Origin of the sequence: Methanolobus sp. ZRKC3, from assembly GCF_045291275.1 — an archaeon.
In the GTDB taxonomy this organism is placed as follows: Archaea; Halobacteriota; Methanosarcinia; order Methanosarcinales; family Methanosarcinaceae; genus Methanolobus.
The window spans coordinates 2,500,596-2,522,130 of sequence record NZ_CP146982.1 but is presented as its reverse complement, the minus strand read 5'-3'; the positions used below and the strand labels follow the sequence as shown (position 1 = coordinate 2,522,130).

Annotated in this window: 25 protein-coding genes; 15 read left to right on the top strand and 10 right to left on the bottom strand. The window is 43.9% G+C overall.

Annotated elements, in window-relative coordinates; genetic code table 11:
* Positions 1–106: 106 nt before the first annotated feature.
* On the bottom strand, positions 107–712 hold the full coding sequence (gene tmk, locus V7O66_RS12870) for a dTMP kinase (RefSeq protein ID WP_406660713.1): 606 nt from the start codon (positions 710–712) through the stop codon (positions 107–109).
* 44 nt (positions 713–756) lie between these two features.
* Positions 757–885: a hypothetical protein gene (locus tag V7O66_RS12865; protein WP_406660712.1), complete on the bottom strand. Its 129-nt coding sequence runs from the start codon at positions 883–885 to the stop codon at positions 757–759.
* 95 nt (positions 886–980) lie between these two features.
* On the opposite strand from V7O66_RS12865, the gene V7O66_RS12860 reads away from it, so the two are divergent.
* Entirely contained in the window at positions 981–1,649 is a 669-nt protein-coding gene (locus V7O66_RS12860; RefSeq protein ID WP_406660711.1) for a DUF166 domain-containing protein, read from the top strand.
* Between the two features lie 372 nt (positions 1,650–2,021).
* Here V7O66_RS12860 and V7O66_RS12855 read toward each other — a convergent pair whose 3' ends face one another.
* Both V7O66_RS12855 and trxA read right to left on the bottom strand, forming a co-directional pair.
* A complete protein-coding gene (locus V7O66_RS12855) occupies positions 2,022–3,458 on the bottom strand; it encodes a methanogenesis marker 14 protein (protein WP_406660710.1) in 1,437 nt (478 codons plus the stop codon).
* 10 nt (positions 3,459–3,468) lie between these two features.
* Positions 3,469–3,861 carry a thioredoxin gene (trxA, locus tag V7O66_RS12850; RefSeq protein WP_406660709.1) on the bottom strand — a complete coding sequence of 131 codons (393 nt, stop codon included), beginning with the start codon at positions 3,859–3,861 and terminating at the stop codon, positions 3,469–3,471.
* 283 nt (positions 3,862–4,144) lie between these two features.
* Here trxA and V7O66_RS12845 point away from each other — a divergent pair, with 283 nt between their 5' ends.
* The 4 genes from V7O66_RS12845 to V7O66_RS12830 all read left to right on the top strand — a co-directional run bounded on the left by V7O66_RS12845 (position 4,145) and on the right by V7O66_RS12830 (position 8,506).
* Entirely contained in the window at positions 4,145–5,161 is a 1,017-nt protein-coding gene (locus tag V7O66_RS12845; RefSeq protein WP_406660708.1) for a restriction endonuclease, read from the top strand.
* Between the two features lie 81 nt (positions 5,162–5,242).
* Positions 5,243–5,452, top strand: coding sequence for a heavy-metal-associated domain-containing protein (locus V7O66_RS12840; protein ID WP_406660707.1), 210 nt, complete (start codon positions 5,243–5,245; stop codon positions 5,450–5,452).
* Between the two features lie 43 nt (positions 5,453–5,495).
* A complete protein-coding gene (locus tag V7O66_RS12835) occupies positions 5,496–8,252 on the top strand; it encodes a heavy metal translocating P-type ATPase (RefSeq protein WP_406660706.1) in 2,757 nt (918 codons plus the stop codon).
* Between the two features lie 14 nt (positions 8,253–8,266).
* Complete coding sequence (locus V7O66_RS12830) at positions 8,267–8,506, top strand: hypothetical protein (RefSeq protein WP_406660705.1); 240 nt, start codon at positions 8,267–8,269, stop codon at positions 8,504–8,506.
* Positions 8,507–8,512: 6 nt separating this feature from the next.
* On the opposite strand, the gene V7O66_RS12825 is transcribed toward V7O66_RS12830, so the two are convergent.
* Both V7O66_RS12825 and V7O66_RS12820 read right to left on the bottom strand, forming a co-directional pair.
* Entirely contained in the window at positions 8,513–9,493 is a 981-nt protein-coding gene (locus V7O66_RS12825; protein WP_406660703.1) for a radical SAM protein, read from the bottom strand.
* Positions 9,494–9,536: 43 nt separating this feature from the next.
* On the bottom strand, positions 9,537–10,406 hold the full coding sequence (locus V7O66_RS12820) for a 4Fe-4S binding protein (RefSeq protein ID WP_406660702.1): 870 nt from the start codon (positions 10,404–10,406) through the stop codon (positions 9,537–9,539).
* A 275-nt stretch (positions 10,407–10,681) separates the two neighbouring features.
* Here V7O66_RS12820 and V7O66_RS12815 point away from each other — a divergent pair, with 275 nt between their 5' ends.
* Positions 10,682–11,842 carry a Coenzyme F420 hydrogenase/dehydrogenase, beta subunit C-terminal domain gene (locus V7O66_RS12815; RefSeq protein WP_406660701.1) on the top strand — a complete coding sequence of 387 codons (1,161 nt, stop codon included), beginning with the start codon at positions 10,682–10,684 and terminating at the stop codon, positions 11,840–11,842.
* Between the two features lie 64 nt (positions 11,843–11,906).
* The gene (locus V7O66_RS12810; RefSeq protein WP_406660700.1) at positions 11,907–12,218 is read left to right on the top strand and encodes a hypothetical protein; all 312 of its coding nucleotides are present in this window, start codon (positions 11,907–11,909) and stop codon (positions 12,216–12,218) included.
* 163 nt (positions 12,219–12,381) lie between these two features.
* Here V7O66_RS12810 and V7O66_RS12805 read toward each other — a convergent pair whose 3' ends face one another.
* From V7O66_RS12805 to V7O66_RS12795, 3 genes are all read right to left on the bottom strand, one after another.
* Positions 12,382–12,660, bottom strand: coding sequence for a hypothetical protein (locus V7O66_RS12805; RefSeq protein WP_406660699.1), 279 nt, complete (start codon positions 12,658–12,660; stop codon positions 12,382–12,384).
* 63 nt (positions 12,661–12,723) lie between these two features.
* A complete protein-coding gene (locus tag V7O66_RS12800; protein ID WP_406660698.1) occupies positions 12,724–12,981 on the bottom strand; it encodes a hypothetical protein in 258 nt (85 codons plus the stop codon).
* A 103-nt stretch (positions 12,982–13,084) separates the two neighbouring features.
* Positions 13,085–13,762, bottom strand: coding sequence for a methyltransferase domain-containing protein (locus V7O66_RS12795; RefSeq protein WP_406660696.1), 678 nt, complete (start codon positions 13,760–13,762; stop codon positions 13,085–13,087).
* 102 nt (positions 13,763–13,864) lie between these two features.
* Between V7O66_RS12795 and V7O66_RS12790 the strand changes: the two genes are divergently transcribed.
* The 5 genes from V7O66_RS12790 (at position 13,865) to gatB (ending at position 18,278) form a co-directional block, all read left to right on the top strand.
* Positions 13,865–14,659, top strand: a complete 795-nt coding sequence (locus tag V7O66_RS12790) for a hypothetical protein (RefSeq protein ID WP_406660695.1) — start codon at positions 13,865–13,867, stop codon at positions 14,657–14,659.
* A gap of 1 nt (position 14,660) precedes the next feature.
* A complete protein-coding gene (locus V7O66_RS12785; RefSeq protein WP_406660694.1) occupies positions 14,661–14,927 on the top strand; it encodes a hypothetical protein in 267 nt (88 codons plus the stop codon).
* 211 nt (positions 14,928–15,138) lie between these two features.
* Entirely contained in the window at positions 15,139–15,420 is a 282-nt protein-coding gene (gene gatC, locus V7O66_RS12780) for an Asp-tRNA(Asn)/Glu-tRNA(Gln) amidotransferase subunit GatC (RefSeq protein WP_406660693.1), read from the top strand.
* Between the two features lie 9 nt (positions 15,421–15,429).
* Positions 15,430–16,857 carry an Asp-tRNA(Asn)/Glu-tRNA(Gln) amidotransferase subunit GatA gene (gene gatA / locus V7O66_RS12775; protein WP_406660692.1) on the top strand — a complete coding sequence of 476 codons (1,428 nt, stop codon included), beginning with the start codon at positions 15,430–15,432 and terminating at the stop codon, positions 16,855–16,857.
* Positions 16,857–18,278 carry an Asp-tRNA(Asn)/Glu-tRNA(Gln) amidotransferase subunit GatB gene (gatB, locus tag V7O66_RS12770; protein WP_406660691.1) on the top strand — a complete coding sequence of 474 codons (1,422 nt, stop codon included), beginning with the start codon at positions 16,857–16,859 and terminating at the stop codon, positions 18,276–18,278. Before gatA ends, gatB begins: the two co-directional genes overlap by 1 nt.
* Before the next feature lie 51 nt (positions 18,279–18,329).
* Here gatB and V7O66_RS12765 read toward each other — a convergent pair whose 3' ends face one another.
* A complete protein-coding gene (locus V7O66_RS12765) occupies positions 18,330–18,677 on the bottom strand; it encodes a winged helix-turn-helix domain-containing protein (protein ID WP_406660689.1) in 348 nt (115 codons plus the stop codon).
* A 147-nt stretch (positions 18,678–18,824) separates the two neighbouring features.
* On the opposite strand from V7O66_RS12765, the gene V7O66_RS12760 reads away from it, so the two are divergent.
* The 3 genes from V7O66_RS12760 to V7O66_RS12750 all read left to right on the top strand — a co-directional run bounded on the left by V7O66_RS12760 (position 18,825) and on the right by V7O66_RS12750 (position 21,495).
* The gene (locus V7O66_RS12760) at positions 18,825–18,971 is read left to right on the top strand and encodes a 50S ribosomal protein L40e (protein ID WP_406660688.1); all 147 of its coding nucleotides are present in this window, start codon (positions 18,825–18,827) and stop codon (positions 18,969–18,971) included.
* Between the two features lie 8 nt (positions 18,972–18,979).
* Positions 18,980–19,723, top strand: coding sequence for a geranylgeranylglyceryl/heptaprenylglyceryl phosphate synthase (locus V7O66_RS12755; RefSeq protein WP_406660687.1), 744 nt, complete (start codon positions 18,980–18,982; stop codon positions 19,721–19,723).
* A 65-nt stretch (positions 19,724–19,788) separates the two neighbouring features.
* Positions 19,789–21,495 (top strand): ATP-binding cassette domain-containing protein, encoded by a 1,707-nt coding sequence (locus V7O66_RS12750; protein WP_406660686.1) that lies wholly within the window; start codon positions 19,789–19,791, stop codon positions 21,493–21,495.
* Positions 21,496–21,535 lie beyond the last annotated feature (40 nt).

The window sequence follows — 21,535 nt, the reverse complement described above, 5'->3', positions numbered from 1 at the left end:
TTGTACTATACATATACAATTATTCGCAATCTGTTAAATGCCTATTCTCTGTAAAAAAATGATGATTAAATGGCAAATTATCAAGGATGTTTCTGCCAAACAAAAATCAGAGAAGAGAAGAGATCAATTCAACTACTTCAGACTCTATTTCATCTATGCTTCTATTCGTATCGATTATCCTGAATGCTCCCGGATTTTCCCGGGCAAGGCGTAGATAGTTCTTACGAACACCTTCAAGAAAACTTATCTTCTCGAATTTGCTCTTATCTCCACGATCACCGCACCTTTGCACTGCAATTGCCGGGTCTATATCAAAAAGTATGGTCAGGTCAGGATTCCGAGTCCAGCCACTATGAATATCCTGTATCCACTGCATGGGATCCTCAAACCTGTCTTTTAGTGTCATCCCCTGGTATGCATAACGGCTTCCAGAATAGCGGTCAGATATGACATTCTTCCCATTTTCAAGAGAAGGCAGTATCAGCTTGGATATATGCTCGGCATGATCTGCGGTGAAAAGCAGAAGCTCTGCAAGATTATCAGTATCCGAATGTATGGCACGGTCCACAGCTTCGCCTATCCAGCTTCCTGTAGGTTCACGCGTAAATACAAAATCACTGAAATCCGGATTGGAAGTCAGACGCTTTGTTATAGTGGATTTGCCGGAACCATCGATTCCTTCCAGAGTTATGAGTTTTCCCTTTACTGACATGTAACTATGAAAAAGATAAGGTCGTATTTTAGTGTTTGTTCCCTTCAGATACGATAAACATCCTCAGAACCACATTGCAGACATTTTACAGGGAAACGGTTGGGGTCTTCCTGAAATGTGAATTCACAAACATTACATCTGAAATATACGGTAGCAAAGCCTGGATCTTCCATGATATTACCTCATTATTTATTTGATTTATTAATATAAAAATGTCTGGCAAAGCATATTAATGTTATATGCAGTAAAAGTCCTGAAAGGTTTATCCATGACTACAATAGGCGTTATCACCAGAGGAAAATACGGGCATCGGCTTACAGATACCATTCTTTCAAAGACAGACCTTGAAGTCGTCTCTACTTCAGTGCCCGAACAACTGCCAGTCTTTATAGATGAGCCGGAGGAATTTTTAGGGCAGCTGGATATTGATAATAATGTTTTCAAATGTGACATAATAATCGCTTATACACTGCATCCGGACCTTACCGTAGCCATCGCACACATGGCAGGCAAAATGGGAGTTAAGTCCATGATAGTTCCAGGTGGAGCTGCAAAGGCGCCGGTGACAGAGCTTGAACAAATTGCAAAGAAATACGGCATGCATATAGAAGTTGAGGAAATATGTTGCACACTTTCAGAAAAACCGGAGATATCGGATTTCAGTTCAAAACTATCAACTCCAATACTGGAAATCAAAACAAGTAGCGGCAAGATATCTGCAGTTAAGGTGGTGCGGGGAGCACCTTGTGGAAGTACATGGCACATGGCAGACAGCCTTGTAGGAACAGATATAGAAGATGCGCCTGCAAAGGCAGGATTGCTCATTCAGCAATACCCATGCAGAGCCGTTCGAGGCAAGCCCGGAGGCATACATGATTCCGGGGAAGTGCATAAAAAAGCTGTTGAAAAAGCACTGAGAAATGTAAGATCAGAATAATGGCCCTACTGCAGTTTTTATTGTACCATTTATAGCGATAAAAATACCGCCATTCAACCACAAAAAAGTTTATATTTTTATTTTTCCAATATAGAAATACCAAGTTGCTAATGGAGTTGAGCAAAGAGATCACTATTGAATTATCTTGAATGTTTTAAAGCGTGAGTAGTTGGAAATTTATCATTTCATGAGTTAGTTATGAGGTGAAATAATGAAAGGCAAGAGGGCGAATAAGCACGAAAGAACAGTAAAAAAGCATGAGATTGAGTTTGAAAAAGAAATGAGGCGCCAACAGAGAAGAAACAGGCTCTAAATAACTATTAATATTCTATATTATGAAATTGGCAGGTTCTTCCTGCCAATTTTTAAACTTTACTTATTTTGCATCTTCATACGCTGTCCAAGTATGCACTTACCCTGCCTGCGACCACCAAGTGGGTTAAATGTAGTACCCAGGGAATTCATGCATCTTGCCATTACAGCAGCACCACGTGCAAGACCGTCATCCACGAAGACAACATTCTCTTCGATGTTGTGGTTGATGCCCAGTTCATGCAGATATTTGAGTACCAGTTTGGGTTTATTTCCGGTAATACCTGCCCTTCCGGTAACTCCAATGGCAGTCTCATCAAATACAATTCCCTCATCCTGGCCCACTTTTACAAGACGCTGTATAATCCTTGCCATCACTTCATCGATAACTGCAAAGAGGACCTTGATCTTGTGTTTCTGGTAGATCTCGGCACCAAGCTCTGAAAGCTTGTCCATATCAGTACCATTTTTCCCGACATCACAACCGATGAGCACGACCCCGATCTCAGCAGCAGCTTCCGGATTCACCGGGACACTGCCGTATCTTTTGCGACCTTTTGGGACTTTTTCTATGATAATGTATTCCAGGATCCTGTTAGCATATTCTTTGATGACCTTTGCCTTTAGTTTCTGCGTAAGGAAATCCAGTGATGTGTGTTCTGAAACATCAAGGGCTGTACCTTTTTTGGAGTCCACCATTCCTGTTCCCTTAATAATAGCATCAGGAATTGCACCTGCATAACCACAGAAGTTGCCAATTGTCTTTGCATAGGGCAGGTCAGGACTTATTACCCTGCCATCCAGTGTGGTACCAAAGTCCATTGAGAGACAGGGGTTGCGGAAATCGACATCCACCCACTTGGCACCTTCCTTGATACCCGCAGTTGCAAGTTCACCTTCCATTTCATTTGCAACTATCTCGACACCTGTTGAACCCACAGGAGGGATTACGCTTGCCACAGCACCGTCAAATATCACTCTTTCAAGTTTACTGTGTTTACGGAACCTCTCAGGTAGATTACCTAATGACATTGGAGGGGTCATACGGTTCGGTGGTACACCTGCCATCAGACAACCGTCTGCCAGTGCCTTGATAAATTCACCAACCTCATCAGGGCTATCGAACCCGGCAACCACACCTGTTGACCTTACTACAAAGTGAATGTCAGTCTCAATGTCAAGGTTTGCCTCTTTGACAGCACCAAGCAGAGTATCCCTTACAAGTTCGGAAACCGACTGTCTTGTCAGCTCCACACCATTCAATGTTCTCCCGAATACTTCTTCTCCAGGCTTTGGACCACGGACATCCCTTGTCATTTTCACGATCTTTGTTACAAGCCGGGTCTTACCATCGTCCATATTGGTAGCAGTAAGAATGCACTTGGTCGTGGTATTACCCACCTCGACAGATGCGACTATAAAATAAGACTTGGATTTTGATTTAAGATCAAGTAAACGCACTGTAGGACTTTCAGAGATCCTTGGTTTTAATGACATTTCATATTCCTCACATTAACGGCTGGAGTTTACCCATTATGTTCTGCCTGGGAACTGCACCTGTTATCTGGTCTACTAATTTACCGTCCTTGAATATGAGCATTGCAGGTATGCTCGAAATAGCAAATCTGGATGAGATCATCCGGTTATGGTCCACATTGAGTTTACCGAAAACCACCTTTCCCTGAAGCTCGGTGGCAAGTTCGTCAATAACAGGAGAAAGCATCCTGCATGGACCACACCACTCTGCCCAGCAATCTATCAGAAACAGAGGATACTGCGAAACCAAACTGTCAAATGTAGCGTTTGTAACTGTTACGGGGCTGGCAGGATAATTATGCGTTTCAAGTTTCTTTTTGAGCGATTCCGTCCGCTTTTGCCTTATTTGCTCTATTTCGTCCATATACCCACCTAAATGCTCGGATATTAGAATTTGATAGTATTATAGTAAAACATTACTAATTCTTTACTGTTGGTTACTACCATAGCTATTAAACGCACTTAAATGTTTGTATGGTCTTGGGATAAACATGCATAACCATACAGATTAGTAATGGAATTAATAATATATAAATAACAAAAGAATCCGCTTCATGCTTGGTCAGAATGATATGCAAAGAAGAAAAGGCAGGTCTTTTACATATTTCCATCCGGGATGCGGTATTTCTTACTCTGTGGGAAAATAAATGAACAAATGGTCACCTGAAATACTGATGGAGCTCGAACCACAGGATTTCGAGAATCTTCTCGCCCACCTATTCAGGAAAATGGAATACATTGTTGAAGAAACGCAATATTCCAGAGATGGCGGCATCGACCTGATAATAAGACTGGAAAAGTTCGGACTTTCCCATTCATGGATAGTTCAGGCAAAGCGTTACTCAGGACCCGTGGGGGTCAAAGAGGTCAGGGAATACAGCAGCCTGAAATATCGGGACAGGGTCGATGGAGTCATTATTGTCACAACATCATCTTTTACAAAGGACGGGTATGAGGAAGCAGCAAAGCATAACGTGAAACTCATAGAAGGAAGCCTGCTTGTGGAAATGCTGAACCATTACATGCCAGAAGGAGAAAGTACCTTTCATGTAAACAGACCTGCAGAAACAAAGAAGGACAGGAATGAAGCCGATACAATCCTGAGAAAAGGTGAAGAGAAACTGCTGACTGAGAATGTGAGCATGGGAAATGAAAGGTTCACCATGAGCATCACAAATAAGAACATCTTTTTGAAGCGGGAAACTGCAGGGATATTCTCCAGAAAAGAGCAGGTTGAACACCGCATTGAAATAAAGGATGTGATCGGATTGCACCCTGAACAAAAAACTTTCTTCCTCATATCTGGAAAGAAAACTATCACAGTATATTCACTTTCCTCAAAAAAGATGAGTAGAATAATGGAAGTTCTGGAAAGCCTCAGACCAGAATATGTACGTGGAGAATACCTTGTTTTTTCTTCAAGGAAGAGTTCACTTATCACCATCCTCACAAACAAGCGAATATCCCGGATTGACATTACTAGTGGAAACAGCAACGACATATCCATCAAAAATATTGTTGGTGTGGAAATTGATGGCTCGTTGTTCAAAAAGAAAAGTATCAACGTACTTGAATCTGCAAATGGGATGAAGAAGCATTCAATGGAAGTGGATGATGCCCCTAGGTGGAAGCGTGAGATCGAACAGATGGTAAGAATGACTTAATTTTAAACCTGTGTTAACGGCGTTAATCCTATATAAGTCTATTAATATCATGATGAGTAATAGAAATTAGGGAGTTTTAAAATGAAAGAAGAAACCATCAAGATAGAAGGTATGGCATGTGGACACTGTCGGGCTACTGTTGAGAAAGCAATATCTTCCGTACCAGGAGTACAGCAGGCGAAGGTGAGCCTGGAAGATAAGAATGCAGTGGTTGATTATGACCCTGAGGTCGCTGACATCAAGGCCATAAAAGATGCTGTCACAGATGCTGGCTACAATGTTGTAGACTAAGCGAAATAGCAGATAGAACAACCTTTTCTCTTTTTTCCACACCATGAAAACGACAATAAAGGTCTTCGGCATGACATGCATGCATTGTCACAAAAGGGTGACAGATGCCATTTCAGCAATAGATGGTGTATCTTCTGTTGAAGTCAGCCTTGAAGAAGAAAATGCAACTATTGAGTTTGACCCTGAAACTACAAGCCTTGAAGAAATTAAACAGGCCGTAACAGATACTGGTTATGAAGTTGGGGAAGAAGTTTGTGAAACTGCAGACGATGACACACAGACATGCACGATAGTTGTTGATGACAAGGAAGAAGATATAGAGCCAGGCTCTCTTGAGAACATATCATTCAAAGTATCCGGTATGCATTGCGCAGCCTGCGCACAGAATATCGAGAAAGTGCTTCTAAAAGATGAAGGTGTGAAATCTGCTTCTGTCAGCCTCCCGACTGAAAAAGCCACTGTCAGCTATGACCCGGCACTGGTAAAAAAGGATGAACTTGAAAAGACTATTGAATCCATTGGTTACAATGTCGTTAAAGAAAGCATCACTCTTAACGTAGGAGGCATGAAGTGTGCCGCATGCTCACAAAATGTGGAGAAGGTGCTCAAAAAACTTAAGGGCGTGTACTCCGCAAATGCGAACATTTCCACAGGCAAGACTTACATCGAGTATAATGCAGCTCTTGTTACCATAGCCGACATGAAAGCCGCCATTGACGGCATAGGTTATACTGCATCCCTGCCTGCAGACAGGAAAACTTCCGAGGACAGGGGAAGGAAAGAAAGAGAACTGGAGATTAAAAAACAAAGGAACAACCTGCTAATATCCATAGCAGTCCTCATTCCGATTATGCTTGGGAACATGAGTAGCATGTTTCCGAATCTGCTTGGATTCGTACCTGATCTCTTTTCAGACAGAAATGTTCTTTTCCTGCTGACAACTATTGTAATGGTCTTCCCCGGAAGACAGTTCTTCGTTGGAACATACCTTGGACTCAGGCACGGAGTCACCGATATGAATCTGCTGATAGCTACGGGAACAGGAGCAGCATATCTCATCAGTATAGCATCAAGCTATCTCGACCTCGGACAGGGATACACAGATACATATTATGATACCGCTGTGATGCTCATTACATTCATTGTTCTTGGAAGATATCTTGAAGCCCGGGCAAAGGGAAAAACTTCCGAATCCATAAAGAAACTCATAGGACTACAGGCTAAAACCGCAACTGTGATAGTTGGAGGAAAAGAGAAGGATATACCTGTTGAAGATGTAAAGGTGGGGGATATTGTCTCAGTCAAACCCGGAGAGAAGATCGCTGTTGATGGTATTGTAACAGAGGGCAATTCCGCCGTTGATGAATCCATGATAACCGGCGAGAGCATACCTGTGGAAAAGAACCTGAAAGATGTTGTCATTGGCTCTACACTCAACAAAAGCGGAGCCTTGAGGTTCAGGGCTACCAATGTGGGTGCTGATACAGCTCTTGCAAGGATCATCGAGCTTGTGGAGAATGCGCAGAACTCAAAAGCACCTATACAGAGAATAGCCGATGTTGTCGCAGGCCATTTCATACTTATTGTACATGTACTGGCACTGGTCTCTTTCTTCTTCTGGTATTTCATTGGTTACGAAAGATTCAATGCGGCATTTCATTCAGGAATAGTTAGCCCGTTTTTGTTCTCACTGCTTATTTCCATCACCGTGCTTGTGATATCATGCCCATGTGCCGTGGGACTTGCAACTCCTGCTGCCATAATGGTGGGTACAGGCAAGGGTGCTGAGAACGGCATCCTCATCAAGGGCGGTGAAGCTCTTGAGAGGACATTGAAAATAGATACCATTGTCTTCGACAAGACCGGAACACTGACAAAGGGTGAACCTGCACTTACGGACATATTTGCCACTGCAAAGCACAGCGAAGAAGAAGTGCTTTCCATAGCCGCAAGTGCCGAAAAAGGCTCAGAGCATCCCCTTGGTGAAGCCATAGTCAGAGCTGCGGAAACACGTAGTATTGAGATTACCAAAACAGATAGTTTCCAGTCCATAGCAGGGCATGGGATCGAAGCTAAAGTGGGTGACAGCAAGATATTGCTGGGAACCCGGAAGCTAATGGAAGATAATAAAATTGATATTGCAACTGTGCTCGACTCCATGGAAAAGCTTGAAACACAGGGCAAGACTGCAATGATAGTTGCAAAGGATAGTGAGATGATAGGGGTTGTTGCTGTTGCGGATACCCTTAAAGATAACTCGAAAGAAGCTGTGGAGAAGATACTCGGCATGGGTATTGAGGTTGTGATGATAACAGGAGACAACCACAGGACAGCCAATGCAATTGCAAGCAGCATAGGCATCAAAAAAGTCCTCTCAGAGGTCCTTCCTGAAGACAAGGCTTCGCAGATCCAGATGTTGCAGAAGGAAGGCAGGATAGTTGCAATGGTGGGAGACGGTATCAACGATGCGCCGGCACTAACCCAGGCTGATATAGGTATCGCCATGGGAGCCGGAACGGATGTTGCAATGGAATCTGCACAGATAGTCCTTATCAAGAACGACCTTCGTGACGTGCTTGCATCCATCAAGCTGAGCAGACTGACAATGAGGAAGATCAAGCAGAACCTCTTCTGGGCATTCGGATACAACAGTATTGGAATACCACTGGCTGCCGGGATACTTTATCCATTCATCAGTAAAATAGTCATTAGCCCCGAACTCGCAGCTGCCTTCATGGCAATGAGCTCGATATCGGTTACCACAAACTCCCTGCTTATGAAGAGGAGCAGGATAAACTAAATGGAGGGGGAAGCATGAGTGAAGATAGCAGCAGTAAGATGGTTAAATATACAATAATGGCAAGTCTGGCGTCCTCCATATCACTGGTCAGTCTCTTTGCAGCCCTTTCCATTGCAATCAACAGCTCAAGGGGAAGCGAGGTTTACAGCCAGGTGGACATCATTGCAGGAATGGCTTTTGTCTTTGTGCTGAGTATGATCGTAGCAGCTTCGGTATGGCCGGCAGTTATTGAAAAAAAGTTAAAGATGGAATGAAATATATCATTCCAGGTCGAAATGGGGATTGATGTCACATCCTGCACATGGCAGGCACATGGTCTGGAACTTATCGGCTCGCAACCCCTGCTCATCCAGTTTGGCCCTCAGGTAGCGATTAAGCATTAACAGCCTTTCTGCAGACGGGCGCTCTATGAAAACCTCCCCTTCCCTTAAGGGATGTCTGTTAGCGGACCTGAGTATGGGAACAACACCCATGGATACCAACTCGTCAATTCCCCTCTTTGCAGATTCATCGGATTCCCCAAGACCTATTATGAAATTCGAGCAGACCTTGTTCTTGCCGAATATCTCGACACCTTCTTTCAGGGCTTTGAGGACATCATCAATATCCTGGTCAGAACATACTTCCCTATAGACATCCCTGTCCATGGTCTCGATGTTATACTTGAGTTCATCTGCACCGGCATCTTTTAGCCTTCTGGTGGAGTCCTTTGTAGGATACACGGAAACTCCTATTGGCATAGAGTATTTTTCCCTGAGCCTGCGGATAAGTTCTTCCGCCCTGTCAACCTCATTCTCGGCAGATATCTCAACCCCTGAGGTGATGGATATAGCATTCAGTTTACCTGAGTCATAGGCTTTGTCCACAGTTTCGAGCATCTCATCTATTGACTTTACTTTGCCTTCGAGTTTTGGAACCGGACAGAACTTACAGTCAAATATGCATTTCTCAGACATGGTGATAAAAGCCTGATCCGGACAGTGGATCAATTCTTCCTCTATGCTACCACGAGCAATTTCCCTGCCATCTTCCCTTATGACCAGTTCCCCATCCTCCATTTCAGCTTTGAGGGGAGAGGCTTGTTTTATGGCAAGACGTGCACGTTGTCCCTCTGATTCGAAAAAAAATCCGAGGTTTCCTGCTCCGGGACCGGCTGTTGCTATGGTCACCCAGTCAAGAAGTGCGGGGTCCATGTCTACAGAACCAATAGAAAGAAGCTTTGCTTTGATTTCAGGTTTCATCAGAAGACTCCAGCGCGCAAAGATGCACGTTTTGTTAAATGAATTATTTCAGCAGGGAATACTTTATTGTTTCCCCGTAGTGCTCAAGACCGCAGCGGTCGATAACATCTCCCAGTCTTTCACCTTCATGGGCATTTTCCCTGTAATAGTTGAGGGTCTTTTCAAGAGCGTCAAAAACTACAGCTTCATCAACTGTTTTAAGCACCCTGTTACCGATGCGTGGTCTTTTTCCCACCTTGCCACCTATGAAGATAGTAAAGCCTTCATCGGCTACCTGCATGGCATCCTTGCGGCAGGCTGAGATGCAATCGCCACAGAGTATGCATTTGTCCCTGTTCAGATACAGGTTTCCTTCTGTGATTGTGATGGCATCGACCTTGCAAGCCTCTTCACACAGACCACACATGGCGCAGTTATCCTCTAAAAACTGTGGTTCCATGGTACCCATGATACCGAAATCATTTTCCTGCACTTTCAGACAGGATGCCGGACAGCCTGTAACTGCTATTTTGAACTTGTATGGAACAGGGTCAGCAAAATACATGGCATCTATCTTCTCACAGACATCCTGGCAATCGATGAGTCCCCGCTTGCATACCCTGTTACCCTGGCACGCCACAACAGCCCTTACCTTTTTCCCGGAAGCACCCGGACCGATACCAACATCTGTCATGTATTCACTTGCCTGTTCCGTATCACCAAGGTGGACAAAGGGTATCTCAAAGCCCTGCCTGGAAGTTACGTGAACATAACCATCACCAAACTTTTCCGCGGCATCTGCCATTGCCCTCAAATGATCTGCACTGACATTCCCAGCTGCGGTATGTAGGCGCATGGAAAAATGATCATCCTGCCTCTGAGCAAGGAAACCCTTGCTTTTGAGAAGCTCAAGGTCATGTGATTCTTTAGCCATGGCTGGCGCATTACGTTCCAAAATATATAAGCCTTTTTAGACTGACCTAAATTTGAGCAAATGCCGTATCGCTTATGCGAAACGAAGAATAATTAGAAGAAAATGAGCAGGGAAATTCTCTGAAAATTTGTGCATTAATTAAAACGACATCAATAGAACTGATTTTCTTATGTGTTAACATCGTTAATGATTATTTGTCTCAAATTTTCTTTTATACCAGTGTTCTATATATTAGAGATTACTTAAAAGGACATCCGCGATCCTGGGAGAAAATAATGCCAATCGACCCAATATGTAAGAAAATCGTGCCGGATGACACACCATACTCAACCGATTATGGTGGCAAAAAATATCATTTCTGTTCCGACTGGTGCAAGGTCAAGTTCGAGCACCTCGAAAAAAGCGTTATACGTATGAGAAGATCAATTCCTGAAAAGGAAAGGATCGCCTTTGGAAAGCTCAGGAAAGATATCATCAAACCTGGTATCTGCACCCTTTGTGGTGCCTGTTCTGCAACATGTGAATCCATAGCCATCAAAAATGAGCAACCTACACTTGTTGCCAAGTGTACAGGATGCGGAGTATGTTATAACCAGTGCCCCCGAACCATTACCACAGAAGAGGGACTCGTTGGTAAAATGCGCAATGCCTACAGAGCGCGCTCAGGAGTTTCCGGAATAAAGGGACAGGACGGAGGAGTCGTTACTTCGATGCTTGCCTATGCTCTGGAAGAGGGGCTTATCGACTGTGCCATAGTTACCAAGAGGTCAGAAGAAGAGCCATGGAAACCTGTACCCATGATCGCAAGGACATATGCGGACCTTCTAGAGTCAACAGGTAGTATGTACAGCCACAGCATGACATTAAGCGCACTTATGAGTGCAATCAAACAGGGCTGGAGAAGTATTGCTTTTGTGGGGCCAAGTTGTAATATCGATGCGGTTACCAAGATGCAAAAGAGCCCATATGGCTTTTTGAATCTCTTCATGCGGGCAAATATAGTAAAAATGGGACTTTTCTGCATGGATACTTTCCAGTACGAGGGAATCAAGGAGTTTGTAGAAAGTAAGGATCTGAAACTGGAAGATATCGAATCCATGAAGATCCGCAAGGGACAGTTCGAATTCCAGACCCCTGAAGAGCTTAAGGTCTATCCACTCCATGAACTGGACATGTACAGGAGCAGTTCATGCAAGTTCTGCACGGATATGGCTTCTGAGAATGCAGACATATCATTTGGCGGAGTCGGAACTCCAAAGGACTGGACCACGGTTATTGCCCGTACAGGTCTTGGATACGAACTGTACAACGAAGCAGTTGACAATGGATATATAGAATCACATCTGCTCGAGGAAAGAGAGATGAAGGGAGCTCTTAATCTTGCAAAGATGAAGAAGATCCAGATGTATTCACTCCAGCGCAGGGAAAATATCTGAATTTTTATGGCAGTCATTTGTACTGCCAACATACTTTTATTTGAATTGTATTAAATAATACGATGTGGGGTACAAACTTGTTTCATGGGTTCCTTCCTGTAAAAAGAAAACTATCATAGGATGTTTTCTTGCAGCGGGATGGAAGGCTATCGCTTTAATTGCAATTACATACAGTGGCGTGGTAAGCTATGAGGAGATCAAGTATCTTTTCCTGTATATACCACTCACTCTACCGGCATTGATCTTACTCTATGTGAATTCCAGCCCCATTAAGATGAACAGACAGGATGAGGATAGGCTCGTTCTGGCAATTGCAGCCACTTTTTTAGCTCTTATTATTGTGTTTCTGTTAGGAATCCTGAAAGGAAATATTTGAGATACAGAAACGTTTGATAGAGGAATCGAGGATTTGCACAGGACTGCGGCTGAGTATGGGACTTTTGTTTATACTTTTTTAAAGGGAAGGGAGGAAATAATTCCAATTATCCACATTTTTAACCACGGTGAAAAAACACTGAACAATGTTTGATGTTTAATCGTCACTGGAAATAGCTGTCAAACTCATCTGGCAATTCCACCAGTGGACTTGTATCGACAAAATACTCAGACACTGTGGAATCAATTATTATTGTACCTAATTTAGTTCCAACATCATATTCACCTAAAGTCTGGTCAAGGAACAAGAATCCAATCTCCCACCAGATATTTGATTCTGCTTCATTATAATCCTTTAAGAACAGTATAATTCCTATTTTATCAGGAGAAGTGTCATCGAGCAATAAGTAATAAACGTCTTCTGTTTTGACTTTTTTCCCCATATAAACCAGGTCATTTAACGGATTTTTCCTTGGTCTGAACTTAACAACAGACCACTTATCCAGTTACGGAGCAGCGGAGTGAAGTGCCTCAACAACCAGAAATGTTGATTCTATTCCACCGGCACTTAGAACAAATTCCCTTCCACCATTATCAAGAGTGGAGCCAAACTCAAAGACCAGATCCTGATCAACCTGTTGTAATTGAGAATGCATTTCCCTGAATATAACATCCTGGTCCTGTTCAAAATTCAGCAAACGCTCTTCATTCTTCAAAAACCATGACCAGAACTTCTGTTCTTTACTTTTAAAGAGGAATCCCATTCTTTCACCACAGTAAATACTTGGTTTTAATGGATATAAAAACTTGTTATTAGCTCATTTAAGCTGACAATATGGCATCCTCAAAATAAAAATATTGAGATTTTCACATTTTCTTCCCCACAACCACAAACCCATTCACCCGATTTCCCGTCCTCGTCACAAAATAATCCCGCTTGAAAAACTCCACCTCAAAACCATTCTCCACTAATAAGAATACCAGTTCCTTCTCAGTGAAGTGATGAGCGACATAAGCAACCTCACCAGTCACCTCATCGTAAGCAATGATGGAACCCTCCTCCTTTGTTAGCGGCAGGTCGTTAAGGTAGCGTTCACGATAGATCTTTGAATACCAAGTCTGGCCGAAATCCGCGAGATAGAGATGGCCTTGAGGTTTTAGCACCCTGCACGCTTCTTTGATGATCTTGCTGCGGTCCTCCTTTGACACTATCGTGGTGAGGAAGGCCTGCATGACTGCGATGTCAAAGGAGTTGTCAGCGAATGGGAGATGAGTGGCGTCACTCTGAGCAAATAATGGGGTTTGAGGACAGTTCTGCGATATTGAAGAGGACTTTGCCATGCTCAGAGCTTCTGAGTTGATGTCAATTCCGGTTACTGAAAAGCCATGCAATGCCAGGGGGATACTGCAATTTCCGGCACTACAGCCGATATCAAGGATCCTGCATCCGGAAAAAGTGTATTCATAGATTATGGGGTCAAGTTTGATGGTTGCCGGTATGTTCTTTCCTTCAATATTAGCCCATGTGTTTGTTAGTTCTTTCATCTTTGTTCACAAGCAATTCTTTGTTTTCTATGGAAGGCTATATAGTATTTAGTATAATTCAGTAGTATATTAATCGATAAATAAACACGCATAGGCAGAAATATGAAAATTAAAAGATCAACGCTTATAATCTCATTGATGCTCGCCCTGTTTTTAATGCAACCGCTTGCTGCGGCAGCTTCCACTGCCAGTGAAGCAAAGCAGGACTGGCTGGATGCTAAGCAGCAAAGTCTTGAAGTCCAGGAAATTCACCGTGAGGCAAAGGTCGCATGGGCAGCAGATCAGACACCTGAAAATGATCAGGCAGTGGTCGATACAGGAAAAGATGCATTAAATGCAGCTCTTGATGAAGTGGAAAGCTGGCTTTTGTGGAAGAGTCTGGAAGCAGAAGAAAATCCTCAAATTCCAGAAGACCTGAAACAGTCCATCAGCGATGATGTAGACAATAATCTCCAGAAGATAGATGAATTGAGAGGAGATGTGGATGCTGTTGAAACAAGACTGGAGCTTGGTCTGACCTCTCTGAAAATGGTTGGGAAATACCTTGAGCTGCTGACCGATGTTGCCAGAAACTCAGGCAATGTGTGGGTTCATGTAGCTGATGAAAAAGCTGATACAGTTGAGCATTTCGAGTCTATACTGAGAGAAGCAGCTGAAGACATGGATGATAACGAAGCCATCATTGAAAAACTCGATATGGCAAAGGTCGAACTGCAAAGTGCTCGTGACAATATAGACAGGGCAGAAGCTGAATATGAACAGGTGGTGGTGCCAGGAACTCCGCTTATCAAGTTCTCAAACGGGAACAACTATCTGAGAATTGCAAAGGGCAATCTGATAAGTTCACATGGACACCTGAATCAGGCTTATAATATGATACGTGCAGGAGGAAAATAAGATGAACAGAAAAATATTGATAACAGGTTTAATAATCCTCTTTCTCCTGAGCTGTGGTTGCGCTGGAAAGAAACAAGCAGCATCTGATGACATTATTGAATCCGATGATGTATCAGATTTGGCCCCCAGTCCAGAAGAAGGACTGGTAGAAGATACGGTTTCAAACGAGTCTGATGAGCTTGCTCCTTTATCCCAGGAAGAACTTGACAACTTGAAAGCGGAACTTGAGGAAATGGAATTTGATGATCTTGGTGGACTTTCAGAATAATGAAAGGCCACTTCTATTTTTACCTTATTTTACAAATGCAGATCTCAACAGATTGAACATATAAGCTTAATATTCAAAATTGATGAATTCCAGTGGTTTGAAGAAATGCAAAAACAGTCTCTTTAAACCAACATTTTTAATATAATCGTTTTCTTTTCTAACACTTAAATATCTACATATATTACTCTATTTCAAATTCGAGGAACTTACGATGATCACTAAAGAAGAGGTTGGACACGTAGGCTGGCTCGCACGTATCGAGATCGCTGAGAGTGAATCCGATGCGTATGCAGAGAAGCTCAACTCCGTACTGGAATATTTCGGGCAGCTCGATGAGGTTGATACCGAAGATGTACTCCCCACCTATCATGTTGCAGACGTTATGAACGTATTCAGGGAAGATATTGTGAAGCCATCCATGTCACAGGAAGACGTGCTCTCAAACACCGAGCACAAGCAGGAAGGCAGTTTCAAGGTTCCAAAGATAATGTGAGGCGGCTTTATGGCAAAATGGACAAATATTTCCCAGATAAAGCAGAGCATCGAATCTGGCTCTGCAGAAGAGGTCACAGCTTCATACCTTGATATTATCGACAAGAGCAAGATCAATGGTTTTGTAGCTGTTTCAGACGAAGCGATCAATGAAGCTCGCAAGATAGACTCCGAAGGTCATGATGGAGTACTTGCAGGCGTTCCAATCGCAATTAAAGATAACATTTCTACTAAAGGACTCTCAACAACCTGTGGTTCAAGGATACTGCAGGGATATGTGCCACCATATAACGCACACGTCATCGAGAAGTTAAAAGATGCTGGAGCCATCGTGATTGGAAAAGCCAACATGGATGAATTTGCCATGGGAACTTCCACAGAATCCAGCACCTACGGAGCAACCCTCAATCCATGGGACAAGGAAAGAGTTCCGGGCGGTTCATCAGGAGGAAGTGCCGCTGTTGTTGCAGCAGGAGAAGCACCGGTTTCTCTGGGCTCAGATACAGGCGGATCTGTCAGGTGTCCTGCAGCATATTGTGGTGTTGTCGGTCTGAAACCAACATATGGGGCAGTTTCAAGATACGGACTCGTATCCTATGCCAACTCACTTGACCAGATAGGACCTCTGGCCACCAATGTCAGCGATATTGCAGCCATTATGGACGTTATCGGAGGACATGATTCCAGGGACAGCACTTCAATGAAGCAGGAGAATAACTATCAGGATGCTTTGAAAGATGATGTTGAGGGCATGAAGATAGGTATTCCAGAAGAATACTTCGGAGAGGGCATCGATGAGAGCGTGGAGAAGTCAGTATGGGATGCCATCCAGAAATTCGAGGATATGGGAGCAACACACGAGAAAGTCTCAATGCCCCACACCAAATACGCACTTGCATCTTACTATATCATTGCCATGAGCGAAGCTTCATCCAACCTTGCACGTTTTGACGGTACAAGGTACGGTCACCGTGTAGATGGAGATAACTGGCACGACATGGCATCAAAGACCAGGGCAGAAGGCTTTGGGGACGAGGTCAAGCGCAGGGTACTGCTCGGAACCTATGCACTTTCAGCAGGTTACCACGACAAGTATTACCTGAAGGCTCTGAAGGTAAGGACCCTTGTAAAGCAGGACTTCGACAGAGCACTTGCAAATGTTGACGTGCTCATGGCACCTACCATGCCGGCACCTGCATTCAAGATCGGCGAGAAGATCGATGATCCCCTTTCACTGTACCTTGCAGATGTGAACACAGTGCCAATAAACCTTGCAGGTGTACCATCCATATCCGTACCATGCGGAATGGCAGATGGATTACCAGTTGGTCTGCAGATAATAGGTAATCAATTTGATGAGAATACCATCATAAGGGCTGCCTACAGCTTTGAGCAGAATACCGACCATCACAATAACAAACCGCCGGAGGTGGCATAATGGTTTACGAGAACCCTGACGGAGTAAGGATAGGACTTGAAGTCCACGTCCAGCTTAACAAACTCAACACAAAACTCTTCTGTGGCTGTTCCACAGATTACCACGACTCTGAACCAAACACCCACGTATGCCCTGTATGCATGGGACTGCCCGGTTCATTGCCAGTGATCAATGAGAAAGCTGTGGAGTATGCAATGAAGATAGGACTTGCACTTGGCTGTGACATAGTCGAGCAGACCCAGTTCCACAGAAAGAATTACTATTATCCTGACCTTCCAAAGGGATTCCAGACCACCCAATACGACTTCCCGATAGCAGGAGAAGGAAAGGTTGTCATCGAGGGCGAGGATGGAGAGCGTGAGATAGGTATCACACGTGCCCACATGGAAGAGGACCCCGGAAGACTTCAGCACATGGGAAGTATTGACAAGTCCAAGGGCACACTCATCAACTACAACCGTTCAGGCATGACACTTATCGAGATAGTAAGTGAGCCTGACATGAGAAGCCCGAAGGAAGCAAGGAGATATCTGGATAAGCTCAGGAGCATACTTGATTACCTTGACGTATTCGACGGTGACCGTGAAGGAGCCATGAGGGTTGATGCCAATGTTTCCGTCTTTATGGGAGAACGTGTTGAGGTCAAGAACATCTCATCATTCAAGGGAGCTGAAAGAGCCCTGCTCTACGAAATAATGAGGCAGAAGAATCAGATCCGCCGTGGCGGAGAGATCACTCTGGAGACCAGACACTTTGACGAGGCAAGGGGAGTTACCCTTTCCATGCGTACAAAGGAAACCGAAAATGACTACCGCTATTTCCCGGAACCTGACTTAGTTCCAATGAGAGTTGCAGGCCGTGTTCCTGATGTTGCGCAAACACTTCCAGAACTTCCTGATGCAAAGCGTAGCCGTTTCCTTGAGCAGTACGAGATGTCGAACATGCATGCAAAGGCACTGACATCACAGATCAAGGTCGCAGATTTCTATGAAGAAGTAGCATCCAGGGTCAACCCGAAGGATGCAGCTGTATGGGTTGCAGATATACTCAAAGGCGAACTCAACTATCGTGATCTTGGAATCGATGCATTCTCAATAGATGATATTGTGGAAGTAATTGAACTTGTCACCGGAAACAAGACCACAGAGCAAAGCGGTGTAGAGATCATCCGTGCAATTCTTGATGAAGGAGGAAAGCCGCAGGATATAGTTCAGGCTAAGGGACTGCTTAAGGTGGAGGATGACATAGTTGCAACTGCAGTTGAAGAATCCGTTGCCGAGAATCCTGAAGCTGTTGCGGACTACCTTGCAGGAAAGGAAAAATCCCTAAACTTCATCGTAGGAAAGGTTATGCAAAAAACACGCGGACGTGCCGATGCTAAAGAAGCAAGAGAAAAGGTGCTTGCAAAAATAAATGCTTGAATGGGGACATATATCCCCATTAATTATTCTTTTTTTGAATTGGCAGTTTATTTAATGCTTTGAATCTGCATTTGCCAGGAAAGCTTCGCCACGAACTGTGATGCAGTATTCCGTTGAACCGCTTTTTTCGTCCTTTTCAATATACAGTGTATCTTCCAGCATACTCAGATCGAACTTTGCATGAACATCATCAAGATCGAACTCCTTTTTGATATCCTCAAAACTCATGTTCCCCTCACCCAGTCTTTTTAGTATACTTCTTCTGACAGGGTTTTGAAGTGCCTTCAGTCCGGCTTTATGGTCCTCGGTAGGATTGGCCTTGAGCTTGCCTTCCTTTTTGGCTTTTTCATACCATTCCTGCCTTTTATTCATCAGTTCTTCATCTGTCATAACAATCATTAATTATTGATGATGGATTTTGATAAATATTCTTTGCTTCAAAACAGCACATGAGCAAATTGCCAAAACAATTATATGTTTTGAATTGCATGTATGCAGCCTACAATTATTCTTATTTATAAAATTACAATCATTAGGTGAAAAATCATGGGACGATTTCCAGAAGCAGAAGCAAAGATACTTATAAAGAAGATATGCATGAGCTGTAATGCACGTAATGCAGTCCGTGCAACAAGATGCAGAAAATGCGGTAACAAAAGCCTGAGGATGAAATCCAAGGAAACGAGAGGCTGATCTTTCTGATGCAAGTGGAAAAGTACCTGAACGACATCGCAGAGCGCGAGGGTACAGTTCACTTGACACTTATCGACCCTGCATCCCAGTCCCCCGAAGAAGCAGCAGAGATTGCTCACGCTGCAACATTGGGTGGAACAGATGCTATCGTGGTCGGTGGTTCCACTGGAGCCGGAGGTGTCGTGCTTGATCAGACCCTCCTTCAGATCAAGGAAAGGAGCGATAAGCCAACTATATTATTCCCCGGAAGCGCATCCGGCGTAAGCAGGCATGCAGACGCGGTCTTTTTCATGAGTCTGCTAAATTCCAGGGACATTAGTTTCATCACCACTAACCAGATGATGGGTGCGCCTCTTGTTTACAAGAGTGGTATTGAACCCATTTCCATGGCATACCTTGTAGTGGAGCCAGGAGGAACTGTGGGATGGGTCGGAGATGCAAAGTTGATTCCAAAGAAGAAGCCGGAGATCGCTGTTGCATATGCCCTTGCGGGAAAATACCTCGGTATGCATTATACATACCTTGAAGCCGGGTCCGGTGCCGATGAACCGGTACGGCCTGAGATGATAGGTGCTGTTAAGCATGCTCTTGGAGATAACAAGCTTATTGTTGGCGGCGGCATACGTGATGGAAACACTGCAAAACAGTGTGCACTTGCCGGAGCGGACATGATAGTGACAGGTACTGTGCTCGAGGAGAGCTCAAACGTTACAGCCAAGATCGAAGAACTTGTCTCAGCCATCAAGAGATAAGTATTCATACCAGTCTTTCTTTTTTACCTATCGAATTTGACTATCCATTAATCAGAGGTTTGACAATGTTACAGGTATCCAACATCGTAAAAGAATATGACTTCAATGACGAAAAAAAGCGTGTTCTGGACGACATCAGTTTCAGTGTTGCGAATGGAGAGATACTTGGAATTACAGGTAAGAGCGGCAGTGGAAAAACCACACTTCTTAAGATACTTCGAGGACTGGAATCTTTTGACAGCGGATCATTTAAGCTGGAAGGAGAAATCATCACAAGCGAATCAGATGACGACGAGCTCCGCAAACATAGAGCCAGAGCTGCTATTCATCTTCAACGAAACTTCGCACTCTGGAACGGGCCTGCTATCGATAATCTCATACGCAGATTGAACTTCCAGCATGAAGGAGATGAAAGCCTTCCCCATGAAGACTCGTTCCATTACGAAGAGGTACATGAGGAAGCACAGAAGTACATCAAACTCGTAGGTCTTGAGGACAAAGCATTACATTCATCCAATCTTCTCAGTGGTGGAGAGAAGCAAAGACTTATCCTTGCACGCCAACTTGCAGCAAAACCAAGGCTACTGCTCCTGGACGAGCCGGTAACCATGACAGGACCGGGTACAAAACAGGAGATGCTCGATCTGATCAAGGAAATTAAGGGCAAGCTGGACATACCGATCATCGTGGTCTCACACCTTCCTGAAGTACATCGCTACATTTCAGACAGAGTCGCCTACATGGATGATGGAAAGATCATCGAAACAGGAGAAACTGAGGACGTCCTCAAAAACTTCCTCAAGGATATCGAGAAGCAGATCCCATTGACCGACATAAAGGAAAAGGAACCTGCAATAAGAGTAAAGAACCTGTCAAAGCGTTTTTCACTTATACGGGTTGGAGAAGTGCTCAAATTCGAAGACCTTTCACTGGACATCAACAAAGGCGAGATTACTGCGATTATCGGGCAGTCAGGCGCAGGCAAGACCTCATTGCTTAAAATGATAGAAGGTTTGAGGATACCAAAACAGGGAGATATCAGCTACCTGCATGACGGTGAATGGCTCAACATACTTGAATTCACAAAACAGCGCATGGACCTTCGTAAGAAGATAAGCATCATGCACCAGGAATTCACATTATCCCCACATTCCACCGTAAGGGAACAAATGGCATTCAGGCTTCGTATTAAAGGTAAAAGGTCCCTGGAATTTGCCAGGAAGAAGGCTGCAGAGCTTGGACTCTCTGATGAAGCTCTTGATGCACTCTACAGCCTTCCTGACAACTCACAGGATGAAAAGGATAAGATACTGCGACAACTGAACCTTACAATGGACATATATTCCAAACTTTTCCCGTTCATAACAAAGGGCGATGTTGACCAGCATGCAAAAGATATCTTCGATGCACTTGATCTGCCAATGGAAATTCTCGACAAGACCCCATACCAGATAAGCGGCGGAGAACATGTCAGAGCATACATTGCCCTTGCACTGGCAACATATCCGGAAATACTCATTCTTGACGAGCCCTTCGGTGATCTGGACCCCATAACCCTCAGGGATGTGACCAATTCACTGAAGAAGGTCAACTCCCAGTTTGGCACTACAATTGTACTTGTAAGTCATCACATGGACTTTGTTAAAGAGGTTGCTCACAGGACCGTCCTAATGGACAATGCAAAAATAATCATGGACGGTAAGCCGGATGAGGTATGTGGTAAGCTTATTGAGATGAGTCATGCAAAATATCTTGACCGTAGCATTGAATAACTGACAGAATGATGCTTTTATAGCACATTACCCCTCTCTT

Excerpts from the sequence above, each read along its gene's own strand:
- tmk (WP_406660713.1), bottom strand. The coding sequence starts at position 712 with ATGTCAGTAAAGGGAAAACTCATAACTCTGGAAGGAATCGATGGTTCC.
- V7O66_RS12865 (WP_406660712.1), bottom strand. The coding sequence starts at position 885 with ATGGAAGATCCAGGCTTTGCTACCGTATATTTCAGATGTAATGTTTGT.
- V7O66_RS12860 (WP_406660711.1), top strand. The coding sequence starts at position 981 with ATGACTACAATAGGCGTTATCACCAGAGGAAAATACGGGCATCGGCTT.
- V7O66_RS12855 (WP_406660710.1), bottom strand. The coding sequence starts at position 3,458 with ATGTCATTAAAACCAAGGATCTCTGAAAGTCCTACAGTGCGTTTACTT.
- trxA (WP_406660709.1), bottom strand. The coding sequence starts at position 3,861 with ATGGACGAAATAGAGCAAATAAGGCAAAAGCGGACGGAATCGCTCAAA.
- V7O66_RS12845 (WP_406660708.1), top strand. The coding sequence starts at position 4,145 with ATGAACAAATGGTCACCTGAAATACTGATGGAGCTCGAACCACAGGAT.
- V7O66_RS12840 (WP_406660707.1), top strand. The coding sequence starts at position 5,243 with ATGAAAGAAGAAACCATCAAGATAGAAGGTATGGCATGTGGACACTGT.
- V7O66_RS12835 (WP_406660706.1), top strand. The coding sequence starts at position 5,496 with ATGAAAACGACAATAAAGGTCTTCGGCATGACATGCATGCATTGTCAC.
- V7O66_RS12830 (WP_406660705.1), top strand. The coding sequence starts at position 8,267 with ATGAGTGAAGATAGCAGCAGTAAGATGGTTAAATATACAATAATGGCA.
- V7O66_RS12825 (WP_406660703.1), bottom strand. The coding sequence starts at position 9,493 with ATGAAACCTGAAATCAAAGCAAAGCTTCTTTCTATTGGTTCTGTAGAC.
- V7O66_RS12820 (WP_406660702.1), bottom strand. The coding sequence starts at position 10,406 with ATGGCTAAAGAATCACATGACCTTGAGCTTCTCAAAAGCAAGGGTTTC.
- V7O66_RS12815 (WP_406660701.1), top strand. The coding sequence starts at position 10,682 with ATGCCAATCGACCCAATATGTAAGAAAATCGTGCCGGATGACACACCA.
- V7O66_RS12805 (WP_406660699.1), bottom strand. The coding sequence starts at position 12,660 with ATGGGGAAAAAAGTCAAAACAGAAGACGTTTATTACTTATTGCTCGAT.
- V7O66_RS12800 (WP_406660698.1), bottom strand. The coding sequence starts at position 12,981 with ATGGGATTCCTCTTTAAAAGTAAAGAACAGAAGTTCTGGTCATGGTTT.
- V7O66_RS12795 (WP_406660696.1), bottom strand. The coding sequence starts at position 13,762 with ATGAAAGAACTAACAAACACATGGGCTAATATTGAAGGAAAGAACATA.
- V7O66_RS12790 (WP_406660695.1), top strand. The coding sequence starts at position 13,865 with ATGAAAATTAAAAGATCAACGCTTATAATCTCATTGATGCTCGCCCTG.
- V7O66_RS12785 (WP_406660694.1), top strand. The coding sequence starts at position 14,661 with ATGAACAGAAAAATATTGATAACAGGTTTAATAATCCTCTTTCTCCTG.
- gatC (WP_406660693.1), top strand. The coding sequence starts at position 15,139 with ATGATCACTAAAGAAGAGGTTGGACACGTAGGCTGGCTCGCACGTATC.
- gatA (WP_406660692.1), top strand. The coding sequence starts at position 15,430 with ATGGCAAAATGGACAAATATTTCCCAGATAAAGCAGAGCATCGAATCT.
- gatB (WP_406660691.1), top strand. The coding sequence starts at position 16,857 with ATGGTTTACGAGAACCCTGACGGAGTAAGGATAGGACTTGAAGTCCAC.
- V7O66_RS12765 (WP_406660689.1), bottom strand. The coding sequence starts at position 18,677 with ATGATTGTTATGACAGATGAAGAACTGATGAATAAAAGGCAGGAATGG.
- V7O66_RS12760 (WP_406660688.1), top strand. The coding sequence starts at position 18,825 with ATGGGACGATTTCCAGAAGCAGAAGCAAAGATACTTATAAAGAAGATA.
- V7O66_RS12755 (WP_406660687.1), top strand. The coding sequence starts at position 18,980 with ATGCAAGTGGAAAAGTACCTGAACGACATCGCAGAGCGCGAGGGTACA.
- V7O66_RS12750 (WP_406660686.1), top strand. The coding sequence starts at position 19,789 with ATGTTACAGGTATCCAACATCGTAAAAGAATATGACTTCAATGACGAA.